Below are 20,491 nucleotides of genomic sequence, written 5' to 3' on the forward strand. Positions count from 1 at the left end.
CCTCCCGGAGCGGCGCGGCGGGTCTGAGGGTGGTGACGCGCGTGTCACCCGCGTTACGCGACGCTATGCAAAGCGTCAAACGGCCGCCGCCCGAAGTTGCGGCAAATGGTTCTCGGGACCGACCGACGCGTCCTCGCACTGGCCATGGCCCGCATGGCCGACGCGCTCGGCAACTCCTTTCTCATCATCGTCCTCCCCCTCTACATCGCGAGCGGGCAGATCGCTATCGACGGCATCGTCGGCACCGACGTGCTGGGATTCACCCTGACCGAGGAGTTCCTCATCGGGCTGGTCCTCTCGCTGTTCGGCTTTCTCAACAGCTTCGGCCAGCCGGTCACGGGGCGCATCTCCGACCGTGTCGGGGCGCGCAAGCCGTTCATCCTCGGCGGCCTCGTCGTCTTCGGCGTCGCGAGCGCGGCCTACCCGTTCGTCTCCTCGTACGCCGCGGTCCTGCTCGTCCGGGCGTTCCAGGGGCTCGGCGCGGCGCTGACCGTGCCGGCGACGGTCGCGCTGGTGAACGACTACGCCACCAGCGACTCCGAGCGTGGGGGTAACTTCGGCGTGTTCAACACCTTCCGCCTCATCGGATTCGGCTTCGGCCCCATCGTGGCCGGCATCGTCGTCGCGGGGGGCTTCGGGCGCGAGACGGTCACGCAGTACATGCTCGGGGGCTTCGCCCTCTCTGGGTTCAACGCCGCGTTCGCCATCGCCGTCATCGGGGCCGTCGTCTCGTTCGCCCTGGTCGTCTGGCTGGTCGACGAGCCGCCACGGCCCGACGCCGAGGCGGCTGACTCTCTCTCGGTCAAGGTGCTGGACCCGGACGGCGGACTCGACACCGTGTTCGCCGTCGGGGTCGGGACGCTGTTCATGGCACTGACCATCGCGCTGTTCGCGACGCTGCAAGAGCCCATCAACAACGCCCTGGGGCAGGGGTCGACGCTGTTCGGGCTTCAGTTCTCCGCCGTCGTCGTCGCGAACGTCTTCCTGCAGGTCCCCATCGGGAACTGGGCCGACGAGTACGGTCGGCGTCCCTTCATCGTCGCCGGGTTCGCGCTGCTCGTGCCGTCGGTGCTCGCGCAGGGACTCATCCCGCTCGTCACCGGTGTGGCCGGTGCTGTCGGCCCCGCGTTGATGCTGCTCGCGCGGCTCCTGCAGGGCGTGGCCGTCGCGATGGTGTTCGCGCCCGGCCTCGCCATCGCGGGCGACCTCGCGCGAGGTGGGAACTCCGGCACCACGCTCTCCGTGCTGACGATGGCGTTCGGCCTGGGCGTGGCGTTCGGACCGCTCGTCTCCGGGTTCCTGTTCTCGTTCGGCCTGCTGGCCCCGTTCGCCTTCGGCGCCGCCCTCTCGCTGCTGGGACTTCTCATCACCGTCACGCAGGTCGAGGAGACGCTCGGGACGGGCAGCACGCCACCGGATGCGGACGACCCGTCGGCGGTCGGCGGGGACTGACTCCGACGGGCCACCGCCGGCGCGGCTCCGGTGCTCTCGTCGACTCCCGGCCCGAGGTGAGGGGCAGACCTTTCACGTCGCCGGGCGACGCGCCAGGCATGGCAGGCGACGACGAGACGGTCACCCTGGAGTTCTACGGCACCGTCCGAGACGCAGTCGGCGAGAAGGCCCTCTCGCGCCCGCTCGACCCGGGAACAACAGTGAACGCCCTCCTGAAGGACGTGGCGGCGACGCATCCGGACCTCCACCCGCTCCTGTTCACCAGCGAAGAGCGGCTCCGCCCCCACATCAACGTCTCCCGGAACGGGAACCCCATCAGGGACCTCGACGGTCCCGACACGGACCTCGATGCCGGCGACCGCGTGACCGTTGCGCCGTCGGTGTCGGGTGGCGCCGTTGCCGGGAGCACCGAGCGGACACGCGGCCGAACCACCACTCAGGGGGTGGCTCTATGACCGACCCCGCGCTGCCCTTCGAACTCGGGCAGGTCCAGCTCGGCAACAACGCCTTCGAGGGGCAGAACAACTGCTACGTCGTCGGCGCCGACACGGACGCCGGGCCGACGACGCTGGTCGACACCGGCATCGCGATGCCCGACACGGAGACGGAACTCCGCGAGGGACTCGCCGCGTACGACCTGACGTTCGCGGATGTCGACCAGATACTGCTCACCCACTGGCACATGGACCACGTCGGGCTGGCGGGGGCCATCCAGGCAGAGAGCGACTGTGTCGTCCGCGCCCACGAGGCCGACGCCGCCCTCATCGAGGGAGCTCCCGAGGCGGAGGCCGAGTCCCGCGAGACGCTCGAACGGCTGGTCGACGAGTGGGGGATGCCCGACGACAAGCGCGAGGAGCTGTTCGCGTTCATGGAGCTGGGCGAGGGGGAAGCGGGCGATACCCCCGACGTCGAGCCGTTCGTCGGCGGTGCGACGTTCGATGCGGGCGCCATCGAACTCGAAGCGGTCCACCTGCCCGGTCACGCGGCCGGCCTCGCCGGCTACACCTTCGACGGGCGCGACGGGCGAGAGCTGTTCAGCGGCGACGCGCTCCTGCCGTACTACACGCCGAACGTCGGCGGCGCCGACACTCGCGTCGACACCCCCCTGGCCGACTATCTGGAGACGCTCGCCGACATCGTTCGGGCGGGGTACACGCGGGCGTGGCCGGGCCACCGGGGCGTCATCATCGACCCGGTCGGTCGCGCGGCGGACATCGTCGTCCACCATCGCGAGCGGACGGAGAAAATCGTCGACTACCTGCGCGAGTCGGGCCCGGCGGACCCGTGGACGGTCTCGGCGCACCTGTTCGGCGAGCTCTCGTCCATCCATATCCTCCACGGCCCCGGCGAGGCGTACGCCCACCTGCACCATCTCGCGGATGTCGGCATCGTCGCGCGAGTTCCCGGCGATGCCGGGGACCGAGCAGCCGGCGGCGGAGCCGCCAGCCACGAGGGCCGGGCGTACGAGCTGGTGGACGAGTCGCCCGACCTCGACGACCTGTTCCCGGACGTGGCGGACCTGGCCCTGCGCCCGGGCGCGATTCCGGGGCCGGGGTAGGGGTCCGGGGCACGGCTTCTGTGGTTCCGGGGGACGAGTCCTGTGGTTCCGGACTCCCTCTTCCGACGCCTCAACGTTTAACCCGGAGCCGAGAGTGAACCCGACTGGTGATATAGATGCCCGAACATTCCAACCCTGAACTTCCCGACCTGCCGTACGATTACGACGCGCTGGAGCCGTTCCTCGACGAACAGGTGCTCACGTGGCATCACGACACGCACCACAACGGCTACGTGAACGGCCTCGAGTCCGCCGAGGAGACGCTGGCCGAGAACCGCGACGCCGGCGACTTCGGTTCCTCCGGCGGTGCGATGCGGAACGTGACCCACAACGGCAGTGGACACTACCTCCACACCCACTTCTGGGAGAACATGTCGCCGAACGGCGGCGGCGAGCCGTCCGGTGACCTCGCGGACCGCATCGAGGAGGACTTCGGCTCGTTCGAGGGCTGGAAGGGCGAGTTCAAGGCCGCCGCGGGCGCCGCGGGCGGCTGGGCCCTGACGGTGTACGACCCCGTCGCCAACCAGCTCCGGAACGTCGTGGTGGACAAGCACGACCAGGGCGCGCTGTGGGGCAGTCACCCCGTCATCGCGCTGGACGTGTGGGAGCACTCCTACTACTACGACTACGGGCCGGACCGGGGCAGCTTCATCGAGGGCTTCCTCGACCACATCGACTGGGACTACTGCGAACAGCAGTACCAGCGCAGCGTCGAGCACTTCGAGTAGGCACGCGACGAGACGCCGGCCGCGTCGGCTTCCAATCACGCTTTCTTTCGCGCCACACACCGATAGCCGCGCCTCCAGCGGCGGCTTTCTGCGGCGCGGTGGCGGCGGTACTCCGGCGTCGTTCCCCTCCGTGTCCCACGAGCCGCGGTCGGTCGCGTATAAAATGCCGAACTGTTCGACCGACGATGCACGTGTGCTCGAATCGAACCCTCGAGCGATGGAACGGCGTGCCTTCCTCGGCGCCCTCGCGTCGGGAGGGGCAGTGGTCCTCGCGGGGTGTACGGCACAGCGCGAGACCATCAGTACTGTCTCGACCACCACCCGGATTCCGAGCGGCGAGTTCTATCACCGGCCGCTCCGGATCGACGAGCGGGGGAAACAGTTCAATCTCCGCTACGAGGTGACAGCCGACGCGCCGTTCGATGTCATGCTGTTCGGCGGGCAGTCCGACCCCGGCGAGTTCGAGACGTACCGACAGCTGGTGCGTCGTACGGAGGGGGGCGGCCACCACGCCAGCGGCATGGGTTGTGGGGGGCCACTCGGTGGAGGGAACCGTCGGCACGGCGGTGGACACCATCGGCAGGATGGCGGCGCCCACCGGCACGGTGGTGATAGTGCCGCAGGAGGGGACCAGCCGCACGGCCGTGGTTCCGGCTATCGGCCCCGGTGCCCCGAGCCGTCCGAGTGGCACTCCGTCATGGGTGCGCGCGGCAAGGGCGAGGTGAACCGGCCGCTGAGCCCTGGTACCCACCACTTCGTGGTGGACAACACCCGCTTCGGGGAGGCGACGCCGACCGGAACGCTCCGGCCCACCATCGACCTCCGGGTCCGGGACTTCGATATGTTCTCCGGCTGACGCGGCCGGGTCGTGTCGGCGGCCCCAGACCCGCAACCGTTTACCCCGTGCTCGCGCCATCCCTAGCCATGCCACGTCCGCGCGATTCGTTCGACGACCTGCGCCCCCTCGCCTTCCGCGAACCCGACGAGGTGCTCGACGCCGACCAGCTCTACACCGTCTACGAGGTCGCCCGGCTCCTGCAGGGTGTCCCGCTCGACCAGGAACTCGACGTCGAGACGGAGAACGTCCTGCTGGACTGGGCGATTCCGTGGCTCGTCTACAACCAGGAGCAGTTCGTCTTCGCCGAGCCCGAACACGACTCCCAGCCCGGCTACTACGGCCTGCGACGCGAGGAGTGAGGCCGTCGGCGCGTCACGAGACGCGCGCGTCCCAGTAGGAGACCGAGGCGAGCCGACGGCCGATGGGAGTCCGGACGAGCGCGGTGTCTATCTCCCGGGCCGGCCCGGCGATCTCGCTGGGGACCTGGCGGTAGAAGCCGTACGGGAGGACGAAGTCGTGCTGTGAGCCCTCGAGCTGGAGGCCCGCACCCTGGAGGAGCCGCTCGACCTCGCCGGTCGAGTAGAGGCGCGACCCCATCGGGAGCGCGAAGTTGTAGATGGAGCGGAAGGAGAACCGCTTGAACGTGTCGAAGAACACCTGGTTCCGGGAGACGCGAGCCATCTCGGAGAGGAACGATGCCGGGCGGTCCGCGAGATGGAAGAAGCGCATCGCCAGCACCGTATCGAAGTGGTCGTCCGGGAACGGCAGGCGCGCGGCGTCGGCGCGCATGAACTCCAGATGCTCGTCGACGCCGACCGACCGGGCTTTCTCGCGGCCCTGCTTCAGCATCGCCGGGGAGATGTCCAGCCCGACGATGTCGGCGCCGTGGTCGGCCAGCAGGGAGGTGAACCGCCCCGTCCCGCAGGCGACCTCCAGTACCTCCTTGCCTTCGACGGTGCCGAGCGCGTCCAGCACCGCCTCCTTCTCGCGGTCGTCGATGAGTCGGCCGCCGTTCGAGAACCGTTTGTCCTCGTAGGCGTCGGCCACGTCGTCGGACTGGTACCACTCGCGTCCCTTCACGTCCCTGTCACTCCCCGGCGCGTGGATAAAACGGTACTGGAACGCGGTCGCCGTCGGTCGATGGGCCGGGGGTGTGAGGAACTGTCGCGGGGCGAGATGTCGTCGACGGTCGGGGACCGGTCGCTACTCCGCCTCGGCAGCCGTCGGGTCCAGGTCGTCGAGGTCGATGGTCTCGGCCAGCAGGACCTCCTCCTGACCGGAGACGTCGCGCTGCTCGCGCGCGAGCTGCTTGAGCTTCGACTGGGGTGCGAGGTCGCCGATGAGGACGCCGCCGATGACGCGGCCGTCCTTGAGCGCGACGCGGCGCCACTCCGTGTCCGAGTACTTGCGCTCGACGAAGTCGTCGCCGAGCGTCGGGTGACCGAAGGAGAGGAACGGGAAGTCGAAGTGCGTGATGGAGTACGAGGAGACCCAGCGGAACTCCTCGGCGGCCTCGTCGGCGACCATGTTGGAGGCCGCGATGGAACCCTGCTCCTTGGCCGAGCCCCAGGCACCGTTCTGTGCGCGCTCGCCGAGGATGAGGTCGTTGAACTGGGTGATATCGCCCGCCGCGTACACGTCCTCGACGTTGGTCTGCATGTACTCGTCGACGACGACGCCGTTGTCGAGGTCGAGCCCGGAGCCGCGGAGGAACTCCGTGTTGAAGTCCAGGCCGATGGCGACACCCACGAAGTCACCCTCGTAGTAGTCCCCGTTCGGGTCCGTCGCGCCCGTGACGACGCCGTCGTCGTCGACCTCGAACTGGTCGACGCCGGACTGGAAGACGGGTTCCACGTCGCGCTCGCGGAGCGCCTCGTGGATGATCTCGGCCCCCTCCTCCGAGAGCGCGTAGCGCCACCAGCAGTCCCCACGCATCAGATACTTGCCCTCGATGTCCTGGGCGGCGCAGATGGCCGCGAGGTCGATGCCCAGCAGCCCGGCGCCGACGACGATGCCCGTCTCCGCCTCGTCGGCGTGCTCCTTGATGGCGCGGGCGTCCTCGAACGTCCAGAAGTGGTGGACGCCCTCGGCGTCGCTGTTCCCGACCGGAAGCTGTGTCGGCGTCCCCCCCGTCGCCACGAGGAGCTTGTCGTACTCGTAGGTCCCGCTCTCGTGGGTGTGGAGCTCGTGAGCATCCGTGTCGATGTCCGTGACGTACGTGTTCAGTTCGAGGTCGATATCGCGCTCGGCGTACCACTCCTCGTCGTGGATGGAGATGGGCGCCTCGGGCAGCTTCCCCTTGGCGAACTCCTTGATGAGGATGCGGTTGTAGAGGGCCTCCCCCTCGTCCGTGAGCACCGTCACGTCCGCGCCCGGGTCCTCTTCCCGGATGGTCTCGGCGGCGGACGACCCCGCGATGCCGTCGCCGATGATGACGTGCGACGTTGTCATACTGGGGGCTTAGATACCCCGCCAAATAGGGGTTGCCATCGGCCGAATCCCGGATGAAGATACGTGATAGTTCCTGTCTCCGACCGCTCCACGTCCGCCGACACCGGCAGTCGGGGCAGGGCGTCGGGAGGTTGAAGCGTCCGCGGGCCTTCCAGTCGGATATGAAGATCCGTCAGAACGTTCGTCACTGGGCGGCGAAGAAGGCGCTGACGACGCCCGTCATCGGGCCGCGGGTCAACGACAGACTCGTCGATATGCACACGGATATCTTCCTGGGCAAGACCGACGAGTCCAACCACGAGGCCCGCAGGCTCCATCTGGACGACTTCTTCGACGCCACGATGGACACCTACGTGGCCGCGCTGGAGGCGGGCTACCCGGAGGCCGAGGCCCGCGAGATAACCCACATCCAGGCGAACTTCGACTTCTTCAACCACGGCTGGACGGAGATGATGGAGATTCCCGCCGACGAACTGGAGGACCACTACCGCCGCTACGAGGCGTTCTTCAGCGAGTACGGAATCACCATCGACGATCCGCTCGGCGAGTTCACGCCGCCGACGGGCGTGGCCGAGGCACCCGCGACACCCGAGAAGCTGGAGGACGCCGAGTTCGAGAACGCCATCGAGGGGTTCGCCGACGACGTGTACGTCGAGACGCCCGACGGGATGCTGAAGGGCCGCGGGACCGCCGAACCGGAGGATGTCGACCCGAGCGAGGCGCCCGGCGTCGACGACGAGGAAGCGAGCGCGGACTGACTAAATGGCGAAGTTCGATATATCTCGTAGATAAATCCGCAGATTCCCCCATACCGAATCATATCCATCAGTTCATTCGGTATCTCTCTCGCTCCCGAACCACCGCTGGAAGTCGCCGGCTTCGGCGTGGCCCGCCATCTCCCCCGCGAAGGCCAGGGTCCCCGCAAGCACGACCACGCCAGTCGCGTCCAGTCCGGCCGCGAGCCCGACACCGCCACCGACCAGGCCTGAGCCGACGCCGATGACGGCGGACTGTTCGGGGGTGTCACAGAACGGAAGCGTGAAGCCGAGGTCGAACGCCATACCTACATTCGGCGCTCAGTGATGTTAAGCGCCACCCTGGGTGGGGTACTCCCCGGCCCGCAACCTCCAGGGGTCTCAGTTGTCGGGGGCGGTGTCGTTTGAAACCACCAGTCGCTGATATTCTGTTGAGGTCGTGCTGCATACAGAGGTTGTAGTCAGCATCGATCTACTGCCCGTTCTATCCCCCGGCAGTCAGGATTGATTCCGGCCACCCGAAACCACTTATTGGTGCTGCTGTAATACATATGTATGTCGAATGCGGATACGAAATCAGGAGATCCTCCGAAGACGAACATCAACATCCGTGTGACTGAGACGTTTCTGGAGGACATCGACGCAACCTGGCAGGAAGAGGGATACAACAGTCGCAGCGAGTTCATTCGGGACGCACTCCGTGATGCGGTCCGCCATCCGGATTTGACCCGGGGAAGTTGGAAGGAGATCGCTGCTGTCGAGCACGCGCGTCGGACTGGCGAGAGCGAGACGTTCTCGCGCGAGGACATCGTCGGCGACGATGAGTGAGGAGGGCTGGCACTGGCAGTTCCGCACGCCAGCCAAACGAACCTACGACGACCTCGACACGCACGCCCAGAACCGTAGTCACCGACAAACTCGACGAGATCGTGGCAGACCAGTGGCGCGATACGGACGACTATCTCGAACCGCTGACTGGAGCGCCGTATTCCAAACTCAGAATCGGACAGTTCCGTCTCGGTGCCGAATGCGATCACGACGAGAAGATGCTGGACATCTACACCATCGAACACCGTAGCGGCGCGTACAAAGCTGACGACGATTGATACTGCACACGCGTCCTGAGTCCAGAGGTCCTGGCGAGAGTGCTTGAAGCCTGGTAGAACAATCGTGACCGACGTAGGAGGTGACTCTAGCACAACCTACCGAGGTCAATTGACCACGCCTACTGCATCAGCGGTTGGTGGGGGAAGGTTTCACTCTTCCTCAACGGTCAAGACGTCCTGCCAGGACGACTCACCGAAGAACGTCCGTAGCGCTCCGAGGACCCCCAGGTACGTCGCAATAAGGACGATTACGAACGGGATTACGAGTGTCAGCACCAAACTACCGAGTGGGTTGATTCCGAACATCTGGAGGAGCATCATACCATGCGGTAGCCCCCACTTTCGAATAGTATTGTCGAAATCGGACATAACTACTTCCTGTCTCTGACTTCTGGAGGTGACCGACTCGCGCCCTGTATCTCGCACGCCGTTTCTATCAGTTCCCATGGGTTTCGGTAGAGGCGGGTGCGGACACGGCGGACCGGTCACCACTTGACCAGCTACTGTCTGGCTTGCATACCGCGCCGCAGGCGCGGTTTCACCGGCACGAGGCCGCGAAGCGGCCGAGTGCCGGCCTTTTTTCTGAACGTTTTTTGCGCAAGTGGTTGCCGCAGACGGTCGGCGAAGCCGGCCGTCAAGGCAACCCGCAGCGGAAAAAAGCTCGTTCAGACCAGCGTGTCGGGCCGGTCCCCGAGGTAGTCGAACACCGAGCCCATGGAGAAGCCGTAGACGAGGTGGGCGACGAGCGAGAGGACGACGTAGACGGCGAGCGCGGTGCCGCTGTAGCCGACGTTGAACGCCAGCACGAAGCCCGTCCAGAGGACGAAGCCGTAGGTGAGGCCAGCGGTCGCGTAGTCCTCGCCCGGCAGGTAGCGCCCGATGGAGGCGAACAGGAGCGGCCACGTCGTCATCCCGCCGCCGAGGAAGATGACGTACCCGGCGGCGAGCACCATCTCCGGACCCAGCACCGCGTCCAGCCCGATGAGTTCGGCCGTGGTGCCGAACGAGGACATCTCGAAGCCGCCCAGTGACGCGCCGACGAGGAAGACGACGGTCATCAACGAGGTGCCGACGAAGCCGCCGAGTGCCCCGACCAGCCCGTCCGCGAGGATGCCGGCCAGGACATCCACGTTGGGTTCGGGATGCTCGTTGGCGAGCGTCGTGTCCATGTTGGCGTCCTCCACGCCACTGTCGCTCTGTGACATGTGTACGTATGACGTTGGCCGTCCTGATAAGGATTGGCACACCATGCGGCGGACAGTAAGAACCACCGTGTCAAACCGGGAGTACCAATATCTGCTGACCGTGGATTCAGTGTGTTGTGGAGTGTCACAGGTATCTGGAGCGCCTCGGTGTCGACCCTGCTTCGGTGGGCTGCCCGGCGTCGGTAGCCGCTGTTACGTCGCTCCAGTCGGCACACGTCCGGACGGTCCCGTTCGAGACGCTGTCGGTCGCAGGGGACCCGTTCGACGGTGACAGCGGGGGAACTGCCGTCCAGCTCGAGGAGTCGGCGCTGTACCGGAAGGTCGTGGCCGACCGGCGGGGTGGGTACTGCTACGAACTGAACGGGGTGTTCGGCTGGCTCCTCGACGAACTCGGGGTCGAACGGTCGTACGTCGCCGCCGTCAACCTCCACGAGGACGGCGAGGCTCGCCCTCCGGCCAACCATCTCGTCAATCTCGCGACGTTCGGTGGGAAGCGCTACCTCGTCGACGTGGGGCTCGGCACGCCGACGCTCCGGAAGCCGCTCCCGCTCGACGGAACGGTCGTGACGGACGAGGCCGGCGTCGCCTGGAAGGTCGTCGGGACCGAGCGGCCCGATGCCGATGCCCTGACCCAGTTCCGGTGTCAGAGCACGGGAGAGTGGAACGACCGGTACCTGTTCGACACGGAACCCCGCGACCTGAGTTACTTCCAGGCGACCAACGACTACCTCTCGACCGCCCCGGAGTCGCCGTTCACGGGGTCCCCGGTCGTGACCCGCGCGACCGACCGCGGACACGTGAAACTGACGCCGACCCGGTTCGTCGAGTGGGTCGACGGCGAGGCCACCGAGCACCCGGTCGTCGGCGCCGAGGAGTGGTACGAGCGACTCGACGAGTGGTTCGACATCGACTACCCCCGGTGACTCCCACCGGCAGCCGCCGGCCGACCACTCAGCGCCGGGCCCACTGGAGGAGTCGCCGGTAGAACGGGTCCGACTCCAGCGCCGCCGTGTCGCCCACGAGCGCGAGCGACCGCTTCGCCCGCGTGAGCGCGACGTTCATCCGCCTGTGGTCCTCGAAGATGGGGCTCTCGACGCCCCCGGTCGCGACGAACGAGACGACGATGACCTCCTTTGCCGAGCCCTGGAACCGGTCGACGGTGTCGACGGCGACTCCGGTCCCGTCGAGACGCTTGCCGATCTCGGCGACCTGCGCACGGAACGGGGCGATGACGCCGATGTCCTCGGGTGCGACCCCCGCATCGAGGTAGGTCCGCACGGTGTCGGCCACGGCGTCGGCCTCCGTCGGGTTCGTGTTCCCGACCTGCCGACCGTCCGGGTCCACGAAGGCGACGGCGTCGCGGAGCGAGTCGGGCAACCGTGACGTGTCCACCCCGTCGAGATTCTCGAGCCGCCGCCCTGCTACCTCGGGCGTCGCCGGGCGCAACTCGCCGTCGTAGAACTCCTCGGAGGAGAACCACTGGACGCGCTGGCACATCCGGTACTGGCGGTCCAGCATCACGCCCGCCTCTGGGTACGCGTCGATGAGCCGCTCGAACAGCGAGGTCTGGAGGTCGTTCTCCGCACGGACGACGGGCGGCAACTGCTGGTGGTCGCCGACGAGGACGAACCGGTCGGCGCGGTTCGTCGCGAGGAAGGTCCCCGGTTCGGTCAGCTGCCCAGCCTCGTCGACGACGGCCACGTCGAAGTCGCGGGATTTCACCGCGCGCGACCCGCAGGACGCGGTGGTCGCGGCGACGACCGACGCCTCCTGTAGTTCTCTCGCCACGCGGTCCGGGTCGCCCGTCTGGTCGAGCAGGTGGTCGTGCATGTCCGCCCGGACGCCCGACTTCGAGCCGACGCGGAGGAAGTCCTCGAACCCCTGGTCCCGGAGCGCCTCCAGTGCGTTGTCGACCGCGCGGTTGGTGAACGCCGACAGCAGAACGCGGTCACCCCGCTCGACGAGCGCCCGGACGAGCGTCGCCAGCGTGTACGTCTTGCCCGTGCCCGGCGGCCCGTGGACGAGCGCGAAGTCCTCGGCGTTGAGCGCGAGGTTGACGGCCTCGTTCTGGGCCTCGTTGTTGTCGATGTGCGTCTCGTGGTCGTCGCTGAACTCCGGGTCGCGCCGCCCGAACAGCACGTCCTTGCGCTCCTCGTCGCCCGCGAGGATGGCGTCGTGGAGCGCGTTCAACTGGCGGTCGACGGTCAGCTCCGAGGGGTAGACGTCCAGTCGACGGACGTCGAGCGGCTCGTCGGCCGTCAGGACGATGTCGCCGTCGGTGCCGCTCCCCAGTGACTCGACGCGCGCGAGTTCGGCCTTCGTCCGCGTGGGATGGCCCTCGCTAGCGAGGACGAGGTCGCCCTCCCGGATCTTCGAGACGGCCTCGCTCGTGCGGCGGGCGCGGAGTTCCCACTGGCTCTCGGCCTCGCGCCACTCGCGGCCCGCGGGTTCGAGGTCGACGAGGGCGCGGTCGTCGTCGGCCCGTTCCTCGGCCGTCTGTTCCCAGAGCTTGCGGTACTCGCGGTGGACTTCCCGCCGCTCTGCCTCGATGGCGCGGTAGAACCGGTCGAAGTACGCCTGTTCCGCCTCGGTGACGGCGATGCCCGGAATCATCCCGGCCTTCGCCTCCTGTTCGAGGCGCCCCGCCACGGCCATGCACGGGTCCTGCTCGAAGCAGTACTCGCACTTCGCGTTCGCCTCGTAGCCCGTCGGGACCGAGTGGTCGTGCTCCATCGCGGCGAGGTGGTTGCGCTCGCGGAGGACGTACTCGGCGAACCCGCGGCCGATGGAGAAGTCCTTGGCCGGTGAGAGGTCGCCCGACTCCTCGTTGCGGTCGAGTGCGGCGTTCTTCGTGTAGATGAGCGTCCCCGTGTCCGGGATGGCCGCCGCGGTGTCCCCCCCGCCGCTGATGGGGGTTCCGTCCTCCTCGACCGCGCCGTCCACGTCGGCGTACTCGCCCAGCATCAGTGCGTAGCACGCCGCCTGCACCTTGTCCTGGAAGCGCGGCTCGCCCTTCGTGTTCTTCCCCGTCTTCAGCTCGACCGGCGCACCCCGGCGGACGGCGTCGGCCCGGCCCTTGATGCCGAAGGTCTCGGAGACGAGCGTCTGCTCGGAGCGCCAGCTGTCGGTCTCGGTCAACGTCCCCTGCTCCAGCCAGGCCTGGATGGCCGCGGCGTTCGCCCGCACCTCCTCGGCCACCTCGTCGGGGTCCAGTCCGAGCAGGCCGATGTCGAGCGCGGCCGCCTCGACCTGCTTCTCGACGGCCTCGTCGAGGTCGCCGCCGCGCAGGAGGTCGCCGAACACTTCGTGGACGACGGTCCCCTTCACGACCGGATATTTGAGCGGGACGCCCTGCAGCTTGTTCAGGTAGTACATCCGCGGGCACTGGACCCACGCGCGGATGCCCGTCACGTCGACGAGGAAGTCCGGCTCGACGACGACCCACGAGGTGGGCGTGGTGCTGTACTGCGTCTCGCCCTGCCACTCCTCGGTCTCGACATCCGTGACGAGCAGTTCCATGCCTGGCTCGAGGTAGTCGGCGGTCTCGGCCCACTTGCGCCACAGCGTCACCTGCGTCGGCGGCGCCGCGCCGCCCTCTGGCCGGACCGTCACCTCGGCGAGGTCGGTCCCGCCGCTCACCGTCCGCGTCTCACCCACCTCGACGACAGGCCCCCGTACGTTCACAGCAGTCCCTGTGCCGTCGGGGGAAAGAGCGTATCGGTCATCCCGACCCGGGTGGCAATCGTGGCGTCTCCGTGGACGACACGCTCTTGCCGACGGACCACCGAACACGGAGCATGCGCGTGCGCGACTGGCAGGACATCGTCGAGGACGTGGTCGACTCGGGGGCCGACCCGGACGGCTGGCGGGCCGTCGCGGGCGACCGACGCGGTGGCCTCGGCGAGGACATGTTCATCGGCCACCCGTCCGCGGGCGTCTTCCAGCTCAAGACGTACGCCAGGAACCCGTTCGACGTGAAGGGCGTCGGGAGCGAGGTGGCCCGCCGCATCGACGACGACCTCGAACCGCTGTTCCCCGACCGCGACCACGACGGTCGGTTCGGCGTCCAGTCCGCGCCCGAGGACGAGGACGCCGCCGCGGAGTCGGCGAAGCGACTGGAAGAGGTCCTGAAGACCCACGCCGACGCGCCGACGACCGGCGACGCCCTGTTCGAGGACGTGATGGACGCGCTCGACTCGCCGGCGTTTGGCCCGATGGAGTACGAGTTCGACGGCCGCCCCGAGGAGATGAACGACCTCTCCGAGACGTTCGAGGAGGCCGAGGAACTGCTGTCGAAAGAGCTCGACGACCTCATCGAGGAGGATGGGGTCGGCCGCGGCTTCGAGTAACCGGCGACCGCTACTCCTCCGTCACTGATTCGTTCTCGACGCTCTCGACTGCCTCTGCGAACGATTCCGCACCGAAGAACGACTGGAGTGCCATCAGGACGCCAACGTACGACCCGAAGGCGACGAGGAGGAACGGGACCACGAGCGCGATGACGAGTCCACCGACGCCGCCCGTTCCAGCGAACTGCATCGGGAGGGCCATACTCGATTTTGTACAATTTCCACCTTAACGTGCACGATTGGGGTTCCGGGGTCGATGTGTCTGCGGAACCGGTCTCTGTGATATCGTTCTGAACGAGTCAGAGGCGCTCCAAGAAAGCCGATTCCACTACCGCTCCGGTCTCCGTACAGTTATATGCGGGCTCGCAGTCGGAGCCGGACAGGATGCACTTCGACCGGGCGGACGACGGGGTAGAGCGGGTGGCGACGCTCGACATCGAGACGACCCACTGGAAACCGGAGTCGGGCGAGGTGGTCGCCGTCGGCGTCGGCGTCCACGAGCGCGGCACGCCCGGGTCGGAGGCAGTGTACGACTGTCTCCTCCGCGAGGGGGACGACGAGCCGGCCGTCATCCGCGACGCACTCGACCGGCTGGCCTCGTACGGGGCCGACCGGCTCGTCACGTACAACGGCGCCGAGTTCGATATCCCCTTCCTGCACGACCGGCTGCGGGCCCACGACGCCGACCCGGTCGCGCTCCCACCCGTCGACCACCTCGACCTCTACGCCGACCGGAAGCGACGCGCGGACGAGACCGGCCGGAAGTGGCCGAGTCTGGAGGAGTGTGTCGCGGCCTACGACGCCACTCCAGCCGAGACGCACTGGCGGGGGGAGCCGGTGACGAACAGCCGCTTCGGCGAGGAACTCGGCCCGGAGTACCTCGACGCCGTCCGGGCCGGAGACGGCACCGGCCTCCGTGCGGTCGTCGAACACTACCTCCGGAGCGACCTCGAGAACAACTTCCTCGTCTACTACGGGGACGTGGGGACACCGTTCGAGCCGGCGTTCGCGGGAACACGACGAGATTTCTGATTGGGTGGGGATATATATTTAAAATAACTGGAATATAGTGAAAGTTGGGGCATAATACAGCTAACACGCTATCTACTATCTTTCCCTTCCGATTCGTTGCCGTCGTCTGCGGGGCCCACCTCTTCCGCGGGGTCCCGCTCCTCTGCCGGGCCCATCCCCATCTCGATTCCATCGATTCCACGCCCCTTCTCGTCGTATCGTCCCGAATCCGGCCCGCCGTCGTCGGCCGGTGGCTGCGGGCCGGCGCTCGCTTCGCCGACCCGGTGCCTGACGAACGCCATCGTGGCGGCGTTCAGCGCGAGGCCCACGGGCGCGGCGACGAGCGCCGTCAGGAGGATACTGGGCAGCCCCGCCGAGAACGCCACCGAGGAGAGCGGCACCGAGCAGACCGCCACGAGGGCGGCGTAGGTCAGCGCGAAGACGAGGTAGTTGGCCGTGAGCGCGATTCTGGCACCGAGCCGGAACGCCCGGCGCGGGCCGAGGTCCGCGGCGACACCCGCGTAGACCCCGGGTGCAAGCAGGTAGTAGCCGACGAGCGCCACGACGAACACCGGAACGAACAGCGCGGTGGCGATGCCCCCGGCTGCGAGGATTCCACCGCCGAGGATCAGCAGGACCAGCAGGAAGCAGACCTGGAGCGCGGCGAACGCGAGCGTCACGGGAGCGTACCGGCGCAGGTTCTCCACCGGGTCGCCGGACCGTCCCGCCAGCGCGTCGTCGATGGACCCGAGGTAGATGGCGGTCAGGAGGCCGACGAGGAGCAGGCTCCCGACCGCGACACCTATCCCGGTGACGAGGAGCTCCGGCTGGTTCGCGACGGCGGTGCTGGAGTAGCCGAACACGGAGACGCCAGACTCGGTCGGCGCGTTCAGGAACGTCCAGACCCCGGCGACCGGCGTCGGGAGGCCGAAGTTTATCTGCATCGTCACGTCGGCACGCGCGGCGCGTTCGAGCTGGTCAGGCGACAGGAGGCCGGCGACGAGCGGGACGAGCGCGAGCCACGGGCGGCTGGCCAGCACGCCGAAGCCGCGTGAGAAGTACGACGCGGTGGACGGCGCCTCGCGGCGGTCACTGCGGCTGTCGGTGGAGGAGGGCGTCGACATCATCTGAAGGCCGAACGCCGTGTCACTTCAACCGGACGGAGGCTCAAGCGCCGAATTCACCCTCCGTGACGCGGACGACGACCGTCTCGTCCACGTCCCGCAGGTCGTAGTCGGGGAGTTCCGGGCCCGTCCGTGTGACGAACATCGGGTCGACGAGGCGGCGGTCGGGGCCGCGGTGGGTCCCGTCGCTCCCTTCGTCGCCGTCCGCAGCCGCGTCCTCCTCGTCGGCCGCCACGACGCCGTACACCTTGAGGAAGCGGTCGCTCTCGTCGGGCGTGATGCGGTCGTCGCGGAGGTCGCTCGCGAGGTCGCGCGCGAGCCACTCCGTGTCGCTGACCGACGGTTCCAGCACGAGTGCCTCGTCGACGAAGCGGACGAGGTACCAGTTCAGGTCGTTCAGCAGGGAGACGGCGGCGCCGAGCGAGACCGTCTCCAGCGCCACGGAGTTGTGGTACGGCTGCCGGAGGTCGTAGGTCGCGAGCGCCTCGCGGGCGGTCTCTCGCGAGAGCAACTCGTACCGGAGGTCCACGTCGTCGTCACCCAGCAGACAGACCCGCGCCATACCTCGACTGCCGGGGGCGCACTCAAAGCGGTTTCGACCGGGGTAGCGGGTGCGGCAAGCGGTCCGGGTGCGGCAAGCGGTCCGGGTGCGGCAAGCGGTCCGCGTGGCTGGTGCGGCGAGCCATCGGGATGGCGGGTGGGGCGACCCGCCGGGGTGGTCGGCCGCGCCTCACTGGATGTAGGAGGGTTCCTCCGCGTCGCAGTTCTCCTCGTGGGCCGCCGCGTCGTCCGGGTCGTCGAACAGGAGGCCACACGCCTCGCACTCGTACCACGTCTCGCCCTCGCGGCTTGTTTCGGCGACCATGTGGGGAACCTGACCGCCCGCGGACAAATGTGTTACTCCGGGTGGCCATCGGTGGGCACCGGGTGACGGGGCGCGAAGTGGGGCCCGGACTTAAGTCTCGTGCGTCCCTCGCACCGACGAATGATAGAGGTCCGGGACCTGCGCAAGGAGTACGGTGACTTCGTCGCCGTCGAGGGGTCGAGCTTCACGGTCGAGGGAGGCGAGGTGTTCGGCATCATCGGGCCCAACGGCGCCGGCAAGACGACGACGCTGAAGACGCTTGCCGGCCTGCTGGAGCCGACGAGCGGCAGCGCCGAGGTCGCGGGCTACGACGCCTCGGACCCGCGGATGCGCCAGCAGCTCGGCTTCCTCCCCGAGGAGTCGCCGCTGTACGAGGAGATGACACCCATCTCGTATCTCACCTTCTTCGCGGACCTCTACGACGTGGACCGCGATGTCGCGGAGACCCGTATCCACGACACGCTGGACCGGCTCGACCTCGAATATCGCGAGCGCCCGCTCGGCGACATGTCGAAGGGGATGAAGCGGAAGGTCGCCATCGCCCGCTCGCTGGTCAACGACCCCGACGTGCTGGTGTACGACGAACCCGCCTCGGGACTGGACCCGCTGACGACGAACTACATCATCGACTTCACGCGCGACCTCGCGGACGAGGGCAAGACGGTCGTCTTCTCGGCGCACAACCTGTACCACGTCGAGTCCATCTGTGACCGCATCGCCATCATGAACGAGGGGCGCATCGTCGCCCGCGGCAGCGTCGAGGAGCTGCGCGCGCAGTACGGCCGCACCACGTACCACGTCTACACCTCCGTGCCCGTCGAGGGCTCGACGCCCGTCGAGGGGAGCGCCGGCGAGCGCCACGAGCGGACCGTCGAGTCGATGGATGCGGTGGATGCGACCCGCGAGGCCGCCGAGGCCGCAGGGGGGCAGATGGTCGACATCCGAACCGAGGACCCGTCGCTGGAACGCGTCTTCCTCGACCTCGCCGAGGGTGAGAGCGAGGCCGAACGAGCCGTCGCCCGGCGTGCCGCCGACGGGGCGGCCGGCGAGGACACGGAGACGGCCCGCGCGACGCCGCCGGGGGCCGACGAGTGAGGCCACGGACGGTCCTCCGCATCGCCCGCTGGGAGGTCACGAAGAACGCCGGCGGCCTCGACCGTCGAACCGTGGCGGTGGCGGTCGTCGGCATCCTCTTCGCGTTCGCGCTCGCGCCGGTCGTCGCGGGTGGCGGGTTCGCGCTCGACGAGGGCATCTACCGCGTCGGCGTCGCGGAGGACAGCGTCTTCCACCCGGCTGTGGCGAGCGACGACACGTTCCGGGTCGTCGAGCCCGAACCGGGACTCCTCGCGGCCGGCGGGGCCGACATCGTCATCCAGGAGCGGTCGCTGGTCGCCGCGGACTCGGAGAAGGGCCGCGCGGCGGTCGCCGAGCTCCGGACCACGGTCCAGCAGTTCAACGACCGCCGGATGCTGAACGAGACCAACGCCTCGGCCGCCTACCCCGTCTTCCCCGTCTCGCTGCGGTACGCCGACCGTGGCTCGGTCGATACCGGCAGCGACGGTGGAGCGGGCGGTGACGGGGGAACGGGTGGCGGCGGTGACGGGGGAACGGGTGGCGGCGGTGAGGGCGGCACTGGCAGTGACGGCGGTGCGGGCGGCGACGGTGACGGTGACGGCGGCGGCCTGCCGTCGGGCGGCGGTGGCGGCCAGTTCGGTGTTCCGGGGCTCTCGGGCGGCGTCTTCGGGAGTGGCACCACGGCCGGGACGCCGGGTGACCTCGCACCCCCGTTCCCCTTCGGCTCGCTGGTGCTGGCGTTCGTCTTCGTCATCCCGCTGAACTTCGTCATCCAGGCGTACGGCTCGTCCGTGCTGAGCGAGCGGCTCAACCGGCGCGGGGAGTTGCTGCTCGTGGCGCCGGTGAAGCCACGCGAGATCGTCGCCGGCAAGACGCTCCCCTACCTCGTCGGCGCCATCGCCATCACCGGCGCCATCACGGGCCTCATCACGCTCGGAACCGGGAGCGGGAGCCTGCTGTCGGTGGTCGCGGTGGCGGCGCTGGCGCTCCTGTTCCTGGCCGCCTCGTTCGTCGGCGCGATGTTCGCGCGCTCGTTCAAGGAGCTCACCTTCGTCACCGTCGCCATCTCCGTGCTGCTGATGACGTTCGCGTTCGTCCCGGCCATCTTCACGGATGTCGGCAGCGTGGCGCTCATCTCGCCGCTGACGCTGGTCGTCCGTGACCTGACGGGGGCGACGGTCGGCCTCGGCGGTATCGTGTTCGCGTTGCTCCCGACCACGCTGACCGCGCTCCTCCTGTTCACGCTCGGCACGGGCATCTACCGCGAGGAGGATATGTTCACCCAGCGGCCCGTCCATCTGAAGGCGATGGACTCGCTCGCGGCCCGCATCAGCCGCCCGCGCTCGCTGACGCTCGTGGTCGCGGCGCTCGTCCCGTTCGTCTTCGTCGCGGAGCTGATGGCCGTCGCGCTGCTGTTCGCGCTCCCGGGCGGGCTCTCGGTCGTGCTGCTCCTGACGGTCGTGGCCGTCATCGAGGAGCTGGCGAAGTCGCTCCCGGTCTACGCCGGGTTCATGCACGCCCGCTACGAGCGGACGGCCCGGACGGCCGTCGTCGCGGGCGCGTTCGCCGGCTTCGGCTTCTTCCTCGCCGAGAAGCTCACCCTCATCGTCCAGGTGGTCGGGCTGGACCAGCAGATATCGGAGGGGAGCGCCGTCTTCCAGACTGGCGCGAACGCGGGGCCGGCCGTGGCGCTCCTGCTGTTGCTCGCCCCACTCGCGCTCCACGTCGTCACGACCACGCTCTCGGCGCTGGGTGCCACCCGGAGCCGCGACGGGTACGCGCTCGGCCTGACGGCTGCCATCTTCCTGCACGTCGTCTACAACCTCTCGGTGGTGGTCTTCCTTGTCTGACCGAACCGGTTCCTTCGGCTCGGGCAGTCGTCCCATCCGGACCGATGGTGGGGAGGCGAGCAGCAGCGGGGACGGCGCCGCGGACGGTACGCCGCGGGCCGACGGCGGGGAACCCGCCAGTTCGG

Annotated in this window: 24 protein-coding genes; 14 read left to right on the top strand and 10 right to left on the bottom strand. The window is 68.3% G+C overall.

Annotation, left to right across the window (positions count from 1 at the left end; genetic code table 11):
• Positions 1 to 105: 105 nt before the first annotated feature.
• The 6 genes from NL115_RS15300 to NL115_RS15325 all read left to right on the top strand — a co-directional run bounded on the left by NL115_RS15300 (position 106) and on the right by NL115_RS15325 (position 4,935).
• Positions 106 to 1,452, top strand: a complete 1,347-nt coding sequence (locus NL115_RS15300) for an MFS transporter (protein WP_254830207.1) — start codon at positions 106 to 108, stop codon at positions 1,450 to 1,452.
• A gap of 98 nt (positions 1,453 to 1,550) precedes the next feature.
• A complete protein-coding gene (locus tag NL115_RS15305) occupies positions 1,551 to 1,907 on the top strand; it encodes a ubiquitin-like small modifier protein 1 (protein ID WP_254830208.1) in 357 nt (118 codons plus the stop codon).
• A complete protein-coding gene (locus tag NL115_RS15310; protein ID WP_254830209.1) occupies positions 1,904 to 3,010 on the top strand; it encodes an MBL fold metallo-hydrolase in 1,107 nt (368 codons plus the stop codon). Before NL115_RS15305 ends, NL115_RS15310 begins: the two co-directional genes overlap by 4 nt.
• Positions 3,011 to 3,126: 116 nt before the next feature.
• The gene (gene sod, locus NL115_RS15315) at positions 3,127 to 3,738 is read left to right on the top strand and encodes a superoxide dismutase [Mn] (protein WP_254821773.1); all 612 of its coding nucleotides are present in this window, start codon (positions 3,127 to 3,129) and stop codon (positions 3,736 to 3,738) included.
• Between the two features lie 217 nt (positions 3,739 to 3,955).
• Positions 3,956 to 4,594, top strand: coding sequence for a hypothetical protein (locus tag NL115_RS15320; RefSeq protein WP_254830210.1), 639 nt, complete (start codon positions 3,956 to 3,958; stop codon positions 4,592 to 4,594).
• Between the two features lie 68 nt (positions 4,595 to 4,662).
• Complete coding sequence (locus NL115_RS15325) at positions 4,663 to 4,935, top strand: DUF5827 family protein (RefSeq protein WP_254830211.1); 273 nt, start codon at positions 4,663 to 4,665, stop codon at positions 4,933 to 4,935.
• A 13-nt stretch (positions 4,936 to 4,948) separates the two neighbouring features.
• Here NL115_RS15325 and NL115_RS15330 read toward each other — a convergent pair whose 3' ends face one another.
• Both NL115_RS15330 and NL115_RS15335 read right to left on the bottom strand, forming a co-directional pair.
• Entirely contained in the window at positions 4,949 to 5,656 is a 708-nt protein-coding gene (locus NL115_RS15330) for a class I SAM-dependent methyltransferase (RefSeq protein ID WP_254830212.1), read from the bottom strand.
• A gap of 123 nt (positions 5,657 to 5,779) precedes the next feature.
• A complete protein-coding gene (locus tag NL115_RS15335) occupies positions 5,780 to 7,027 on the bottom strand; it encodes an NAD(P)/FAD-dependent oxidoreductase (protein WP_254830213.1) in 1,248 nt (415 codons plus the stop codon).
• Between the two features lie 161 nt (positions 7,028 to 7,188).
• Between NL115_RS15335 and NL115_RS15340 the strand changes: the two genes are divergently transcribed.
• Positions 7,189 to 7,785 (top strand): DUF6149 family protein, encoded by a 597-nt coding sequence (locus tag NL115_RS15340; protein WP_254821778.1) that lies wholly within the window; start codon positions 7,189 to 7,191, stop codon positions 7,783 to 7,785.
• A 72-nt stretch (positions 7,786 to 7,857) separates the two neighbouring features.
• On the opposite strand, the gene NL115_RS15345 is transcribed toward NL115_RS15340, so the two are convergent.
• Positions 7,858 to 8,088, bottom strand: a complete 231-nt coding sequence (locus NL115_RS15345; protein ID WP_254830214.1) for a hypothetical protein — start codon at positions 8,086 to 8,088, stop codon at positions 7,858 to 7,860.
• Positions 8,089 to 8,337: 249 nt separating this feature from the next.
• Between NL115_RS15345 and NL115_RS15350 the strand changes: the two genes are divergently transcribed.
• The gene (locus NL115_RS15350) at positions 8,338 to 8,610 is read left to right on the top strand and encodes a ribbon-helix-helix domain-containing protein (protein ID WP_254830215.1); all 273 of its coding nucleotides are present in this window, start codon (positions 8,338 to 8,340) and stop codon (positions 8,608 to 8,610) included.
• Between the two features lie 101 nt (positions 8,611 to 8,711).
• Complete coding sequence (locus tag NL115_RS15355) at positions 8,712 to 8,888, top strand: type II toxin-antitoxin system RelE family toxin (RefSeq protein ID WP_254830216.1); 177 nt, start codon at positions 8,712 to 8,714, stop codon at positions 8,886 to 8,888.
• A 150-nt stretch (positions 8,889 to 9,038) separates the two neighbouring features.
• Here NL115_RS15355 and NL115_RS15360 read toward each other — a convergent pair whose 3' ends face one another.
• The gene (locus tag NL115_RS15360; RefSeq protein WP_254830217.1) at positions 9,039 to 9,209 is read right to left on the bottom strand and encodes a hypothetical protein; all 171 of its coding nucleotides are present in this window, start codon (positions 9,207 to 9,209) and stop codon (positions 9,039 to 9,041) included.
• A 344-nt stretch (positions 9,210 to 9,553) separates the two neighbouring features.
• A complete protein-coding gene (locus NL115_RS15365) occupies positions 9,554 to 10,093 on the bottom strand; it encodes a DUF6789 family protein (RefSeq protein WP_254830218.1) in 540 nt (179 codons plus the stop codon).
• 116 nt (positions 10,094 to 10,209) lie between these two features.
• Here NL115_RS15365 and NL115_RS15370 point away from each other — a divergent pair, with 116 nt between their 5' ends.
• Positions 10,210 to 11,016, top strand: a complete 807-nt coding sequence (locus NL115_RS15370; RefSeq protein WP_254830219.1) for an arylamine N-acetyltransferase family protein — start codon at positions 10,210 to 10,212, stop codon at positions 11,014 to 11,016.
• Between the two features lie 28 nt (positions 11,017 to 11,044).
• On the opposite strand, the gene NL115_RS15375 is transcribed toward NL115_RS15370, so the two are convergent.
• Positions 11,045 to 13,777, bottom strand: a complete 2,733-nt coding sequence (locus tag NL115_RS15375) for an AAA domain-containing protein (protein ID WP_254830220.1) — start codon at positions 13,775 to 13,777, stop codon at positions 11,045 to 11,047.
• Between the two features lie 113 nt (positions 13,778 to 13,890).
• Here NL115_RS15375 and NL115_RS15380 point away from each other — a divergent pair, with 113 nt between their 5' ends.
• Positions 13,891 to 14,442: a hypothetical protein gene (locus NL115_RS15380; protein WP_254830221.1), complete on the top strand. Its 552-nt coding sequence runs from the start codon at positions 13,891 to 13,893 to the stop codon at positions 14,440 to 14,442.
• A gap of 10 nt (positions 14,443 to 14,452) precedes the next feature.
• On the opposite strand, the gene NL115_RS15385 is transcribed toward NL115_RS15380, so the two are convergent.
• Positions 14,453 to 14,632, bottom strand: a complete 180-nt coding sequence (locus NL115_RS15385) for a hypothetical protein (RefSeq protein ID WP_254830222.1) — start codon at positions 14,630 to 14,632, stop codon at positions 14,453 to 14,455.
• 194 nt (positions 14,633 to 14,826) lie between these two features.
• Here NL115_RS15385 and NL115_RS15390 point away from each other — a divergent pair, with 194 nt between their 5' ends.
• Positions 14,827 to 15,474, top strand: a complete 648-nt coding sequence (locus tag NL115_RS15390) for a ribonuclease H-like domain-containing protein (RefSeq protein ID WP_254830223.1) — start codon at positions 14,827 to 14,829, stop codon at positions 15,472 to 15,474.
• 68 nt (positions 15,475 to 15,542) lie between these two features.
• On the opposite strand, the gene NL115_RS15395 is transcribed toward NL115_RS15390, so the two are convergent.
• From NL115_RS15395 to NL115_RS20640, 3 genes are all read right to left on the bottom strand, one after another.
• Entirely contained in the window at positions 15,543 to 16,577 is a 1,035-nt protein-coding gene (locus NL115_RS15395; protein ID WP_254830224.1) for a hypothetical protein, read from the bottom strand.
• A 43-nt stretch (positions 16,578 to 16,620) separates the two neighbouring features.
• Complete coding sequence (locus NL115_RS15400) at positions 16,621 to 17,139, bottom strand: DUF5804 family protein (RefSeq protein WP_254830225.1); 519 nt, start codon at positions 17,137 to 17,139, stop codon at positions 16,621 to 16,623.
• Positions 17,140 to 17,307: 168 nt separating this feature from the next.
• Positions 17,308 to 17,442, bottom strand: a complete 135-nt coding sequence (locus tag NL115_RS20640) for a DUF7128 family protein (RefSeq protein ID WP_286666910.1) — start codon at positions 17,440 to 17,442, stop codon at positions 17,308 to 17,310.
• 120 nt (positions 17,443 to 17,562) lie between these two features.
• On the opposite strand from NL115_RS20640, the gene NL115_RS15405 reads away from it, so the two are divergent.
• Positions 17,563 to 18,537, top strand: coding sequence for an ABC transporter ATP-binding protein (locus NL115_RS15405; RefSeq protein WP_254830226.1), 975 nt, complete (start codon positions 17,563 to 17,565; stop codon positions 18,535 to 18,537).
• Complete coding sequence (locus NL115_RS15410) at positions 18,534 to 20,366, top strand: PrsW family glutamic-type intramembrane protease (protein WP_254830227.1); 1,833 nt, start codon at positions 18,534 to 18,536, stop codon at positions 20,364 to 20,366. Before NL115_RS15405 ends, NL115_RS15410 begins: the two co-directional genes overlap by 4 nt.
• Positions 20,367 to 20,491 lie beyond the last annotated feature (125 nt).

The sequence above is a fragment of the Haloglomus salinum genome (assembly GCF_024298825.1).
Taxonomy (GTDB): Archaea; Halobacteriota; Halobacteria; order Halobacteriales; family Haloarculaceae; genus Haloglomus; species Haloglomus salinum.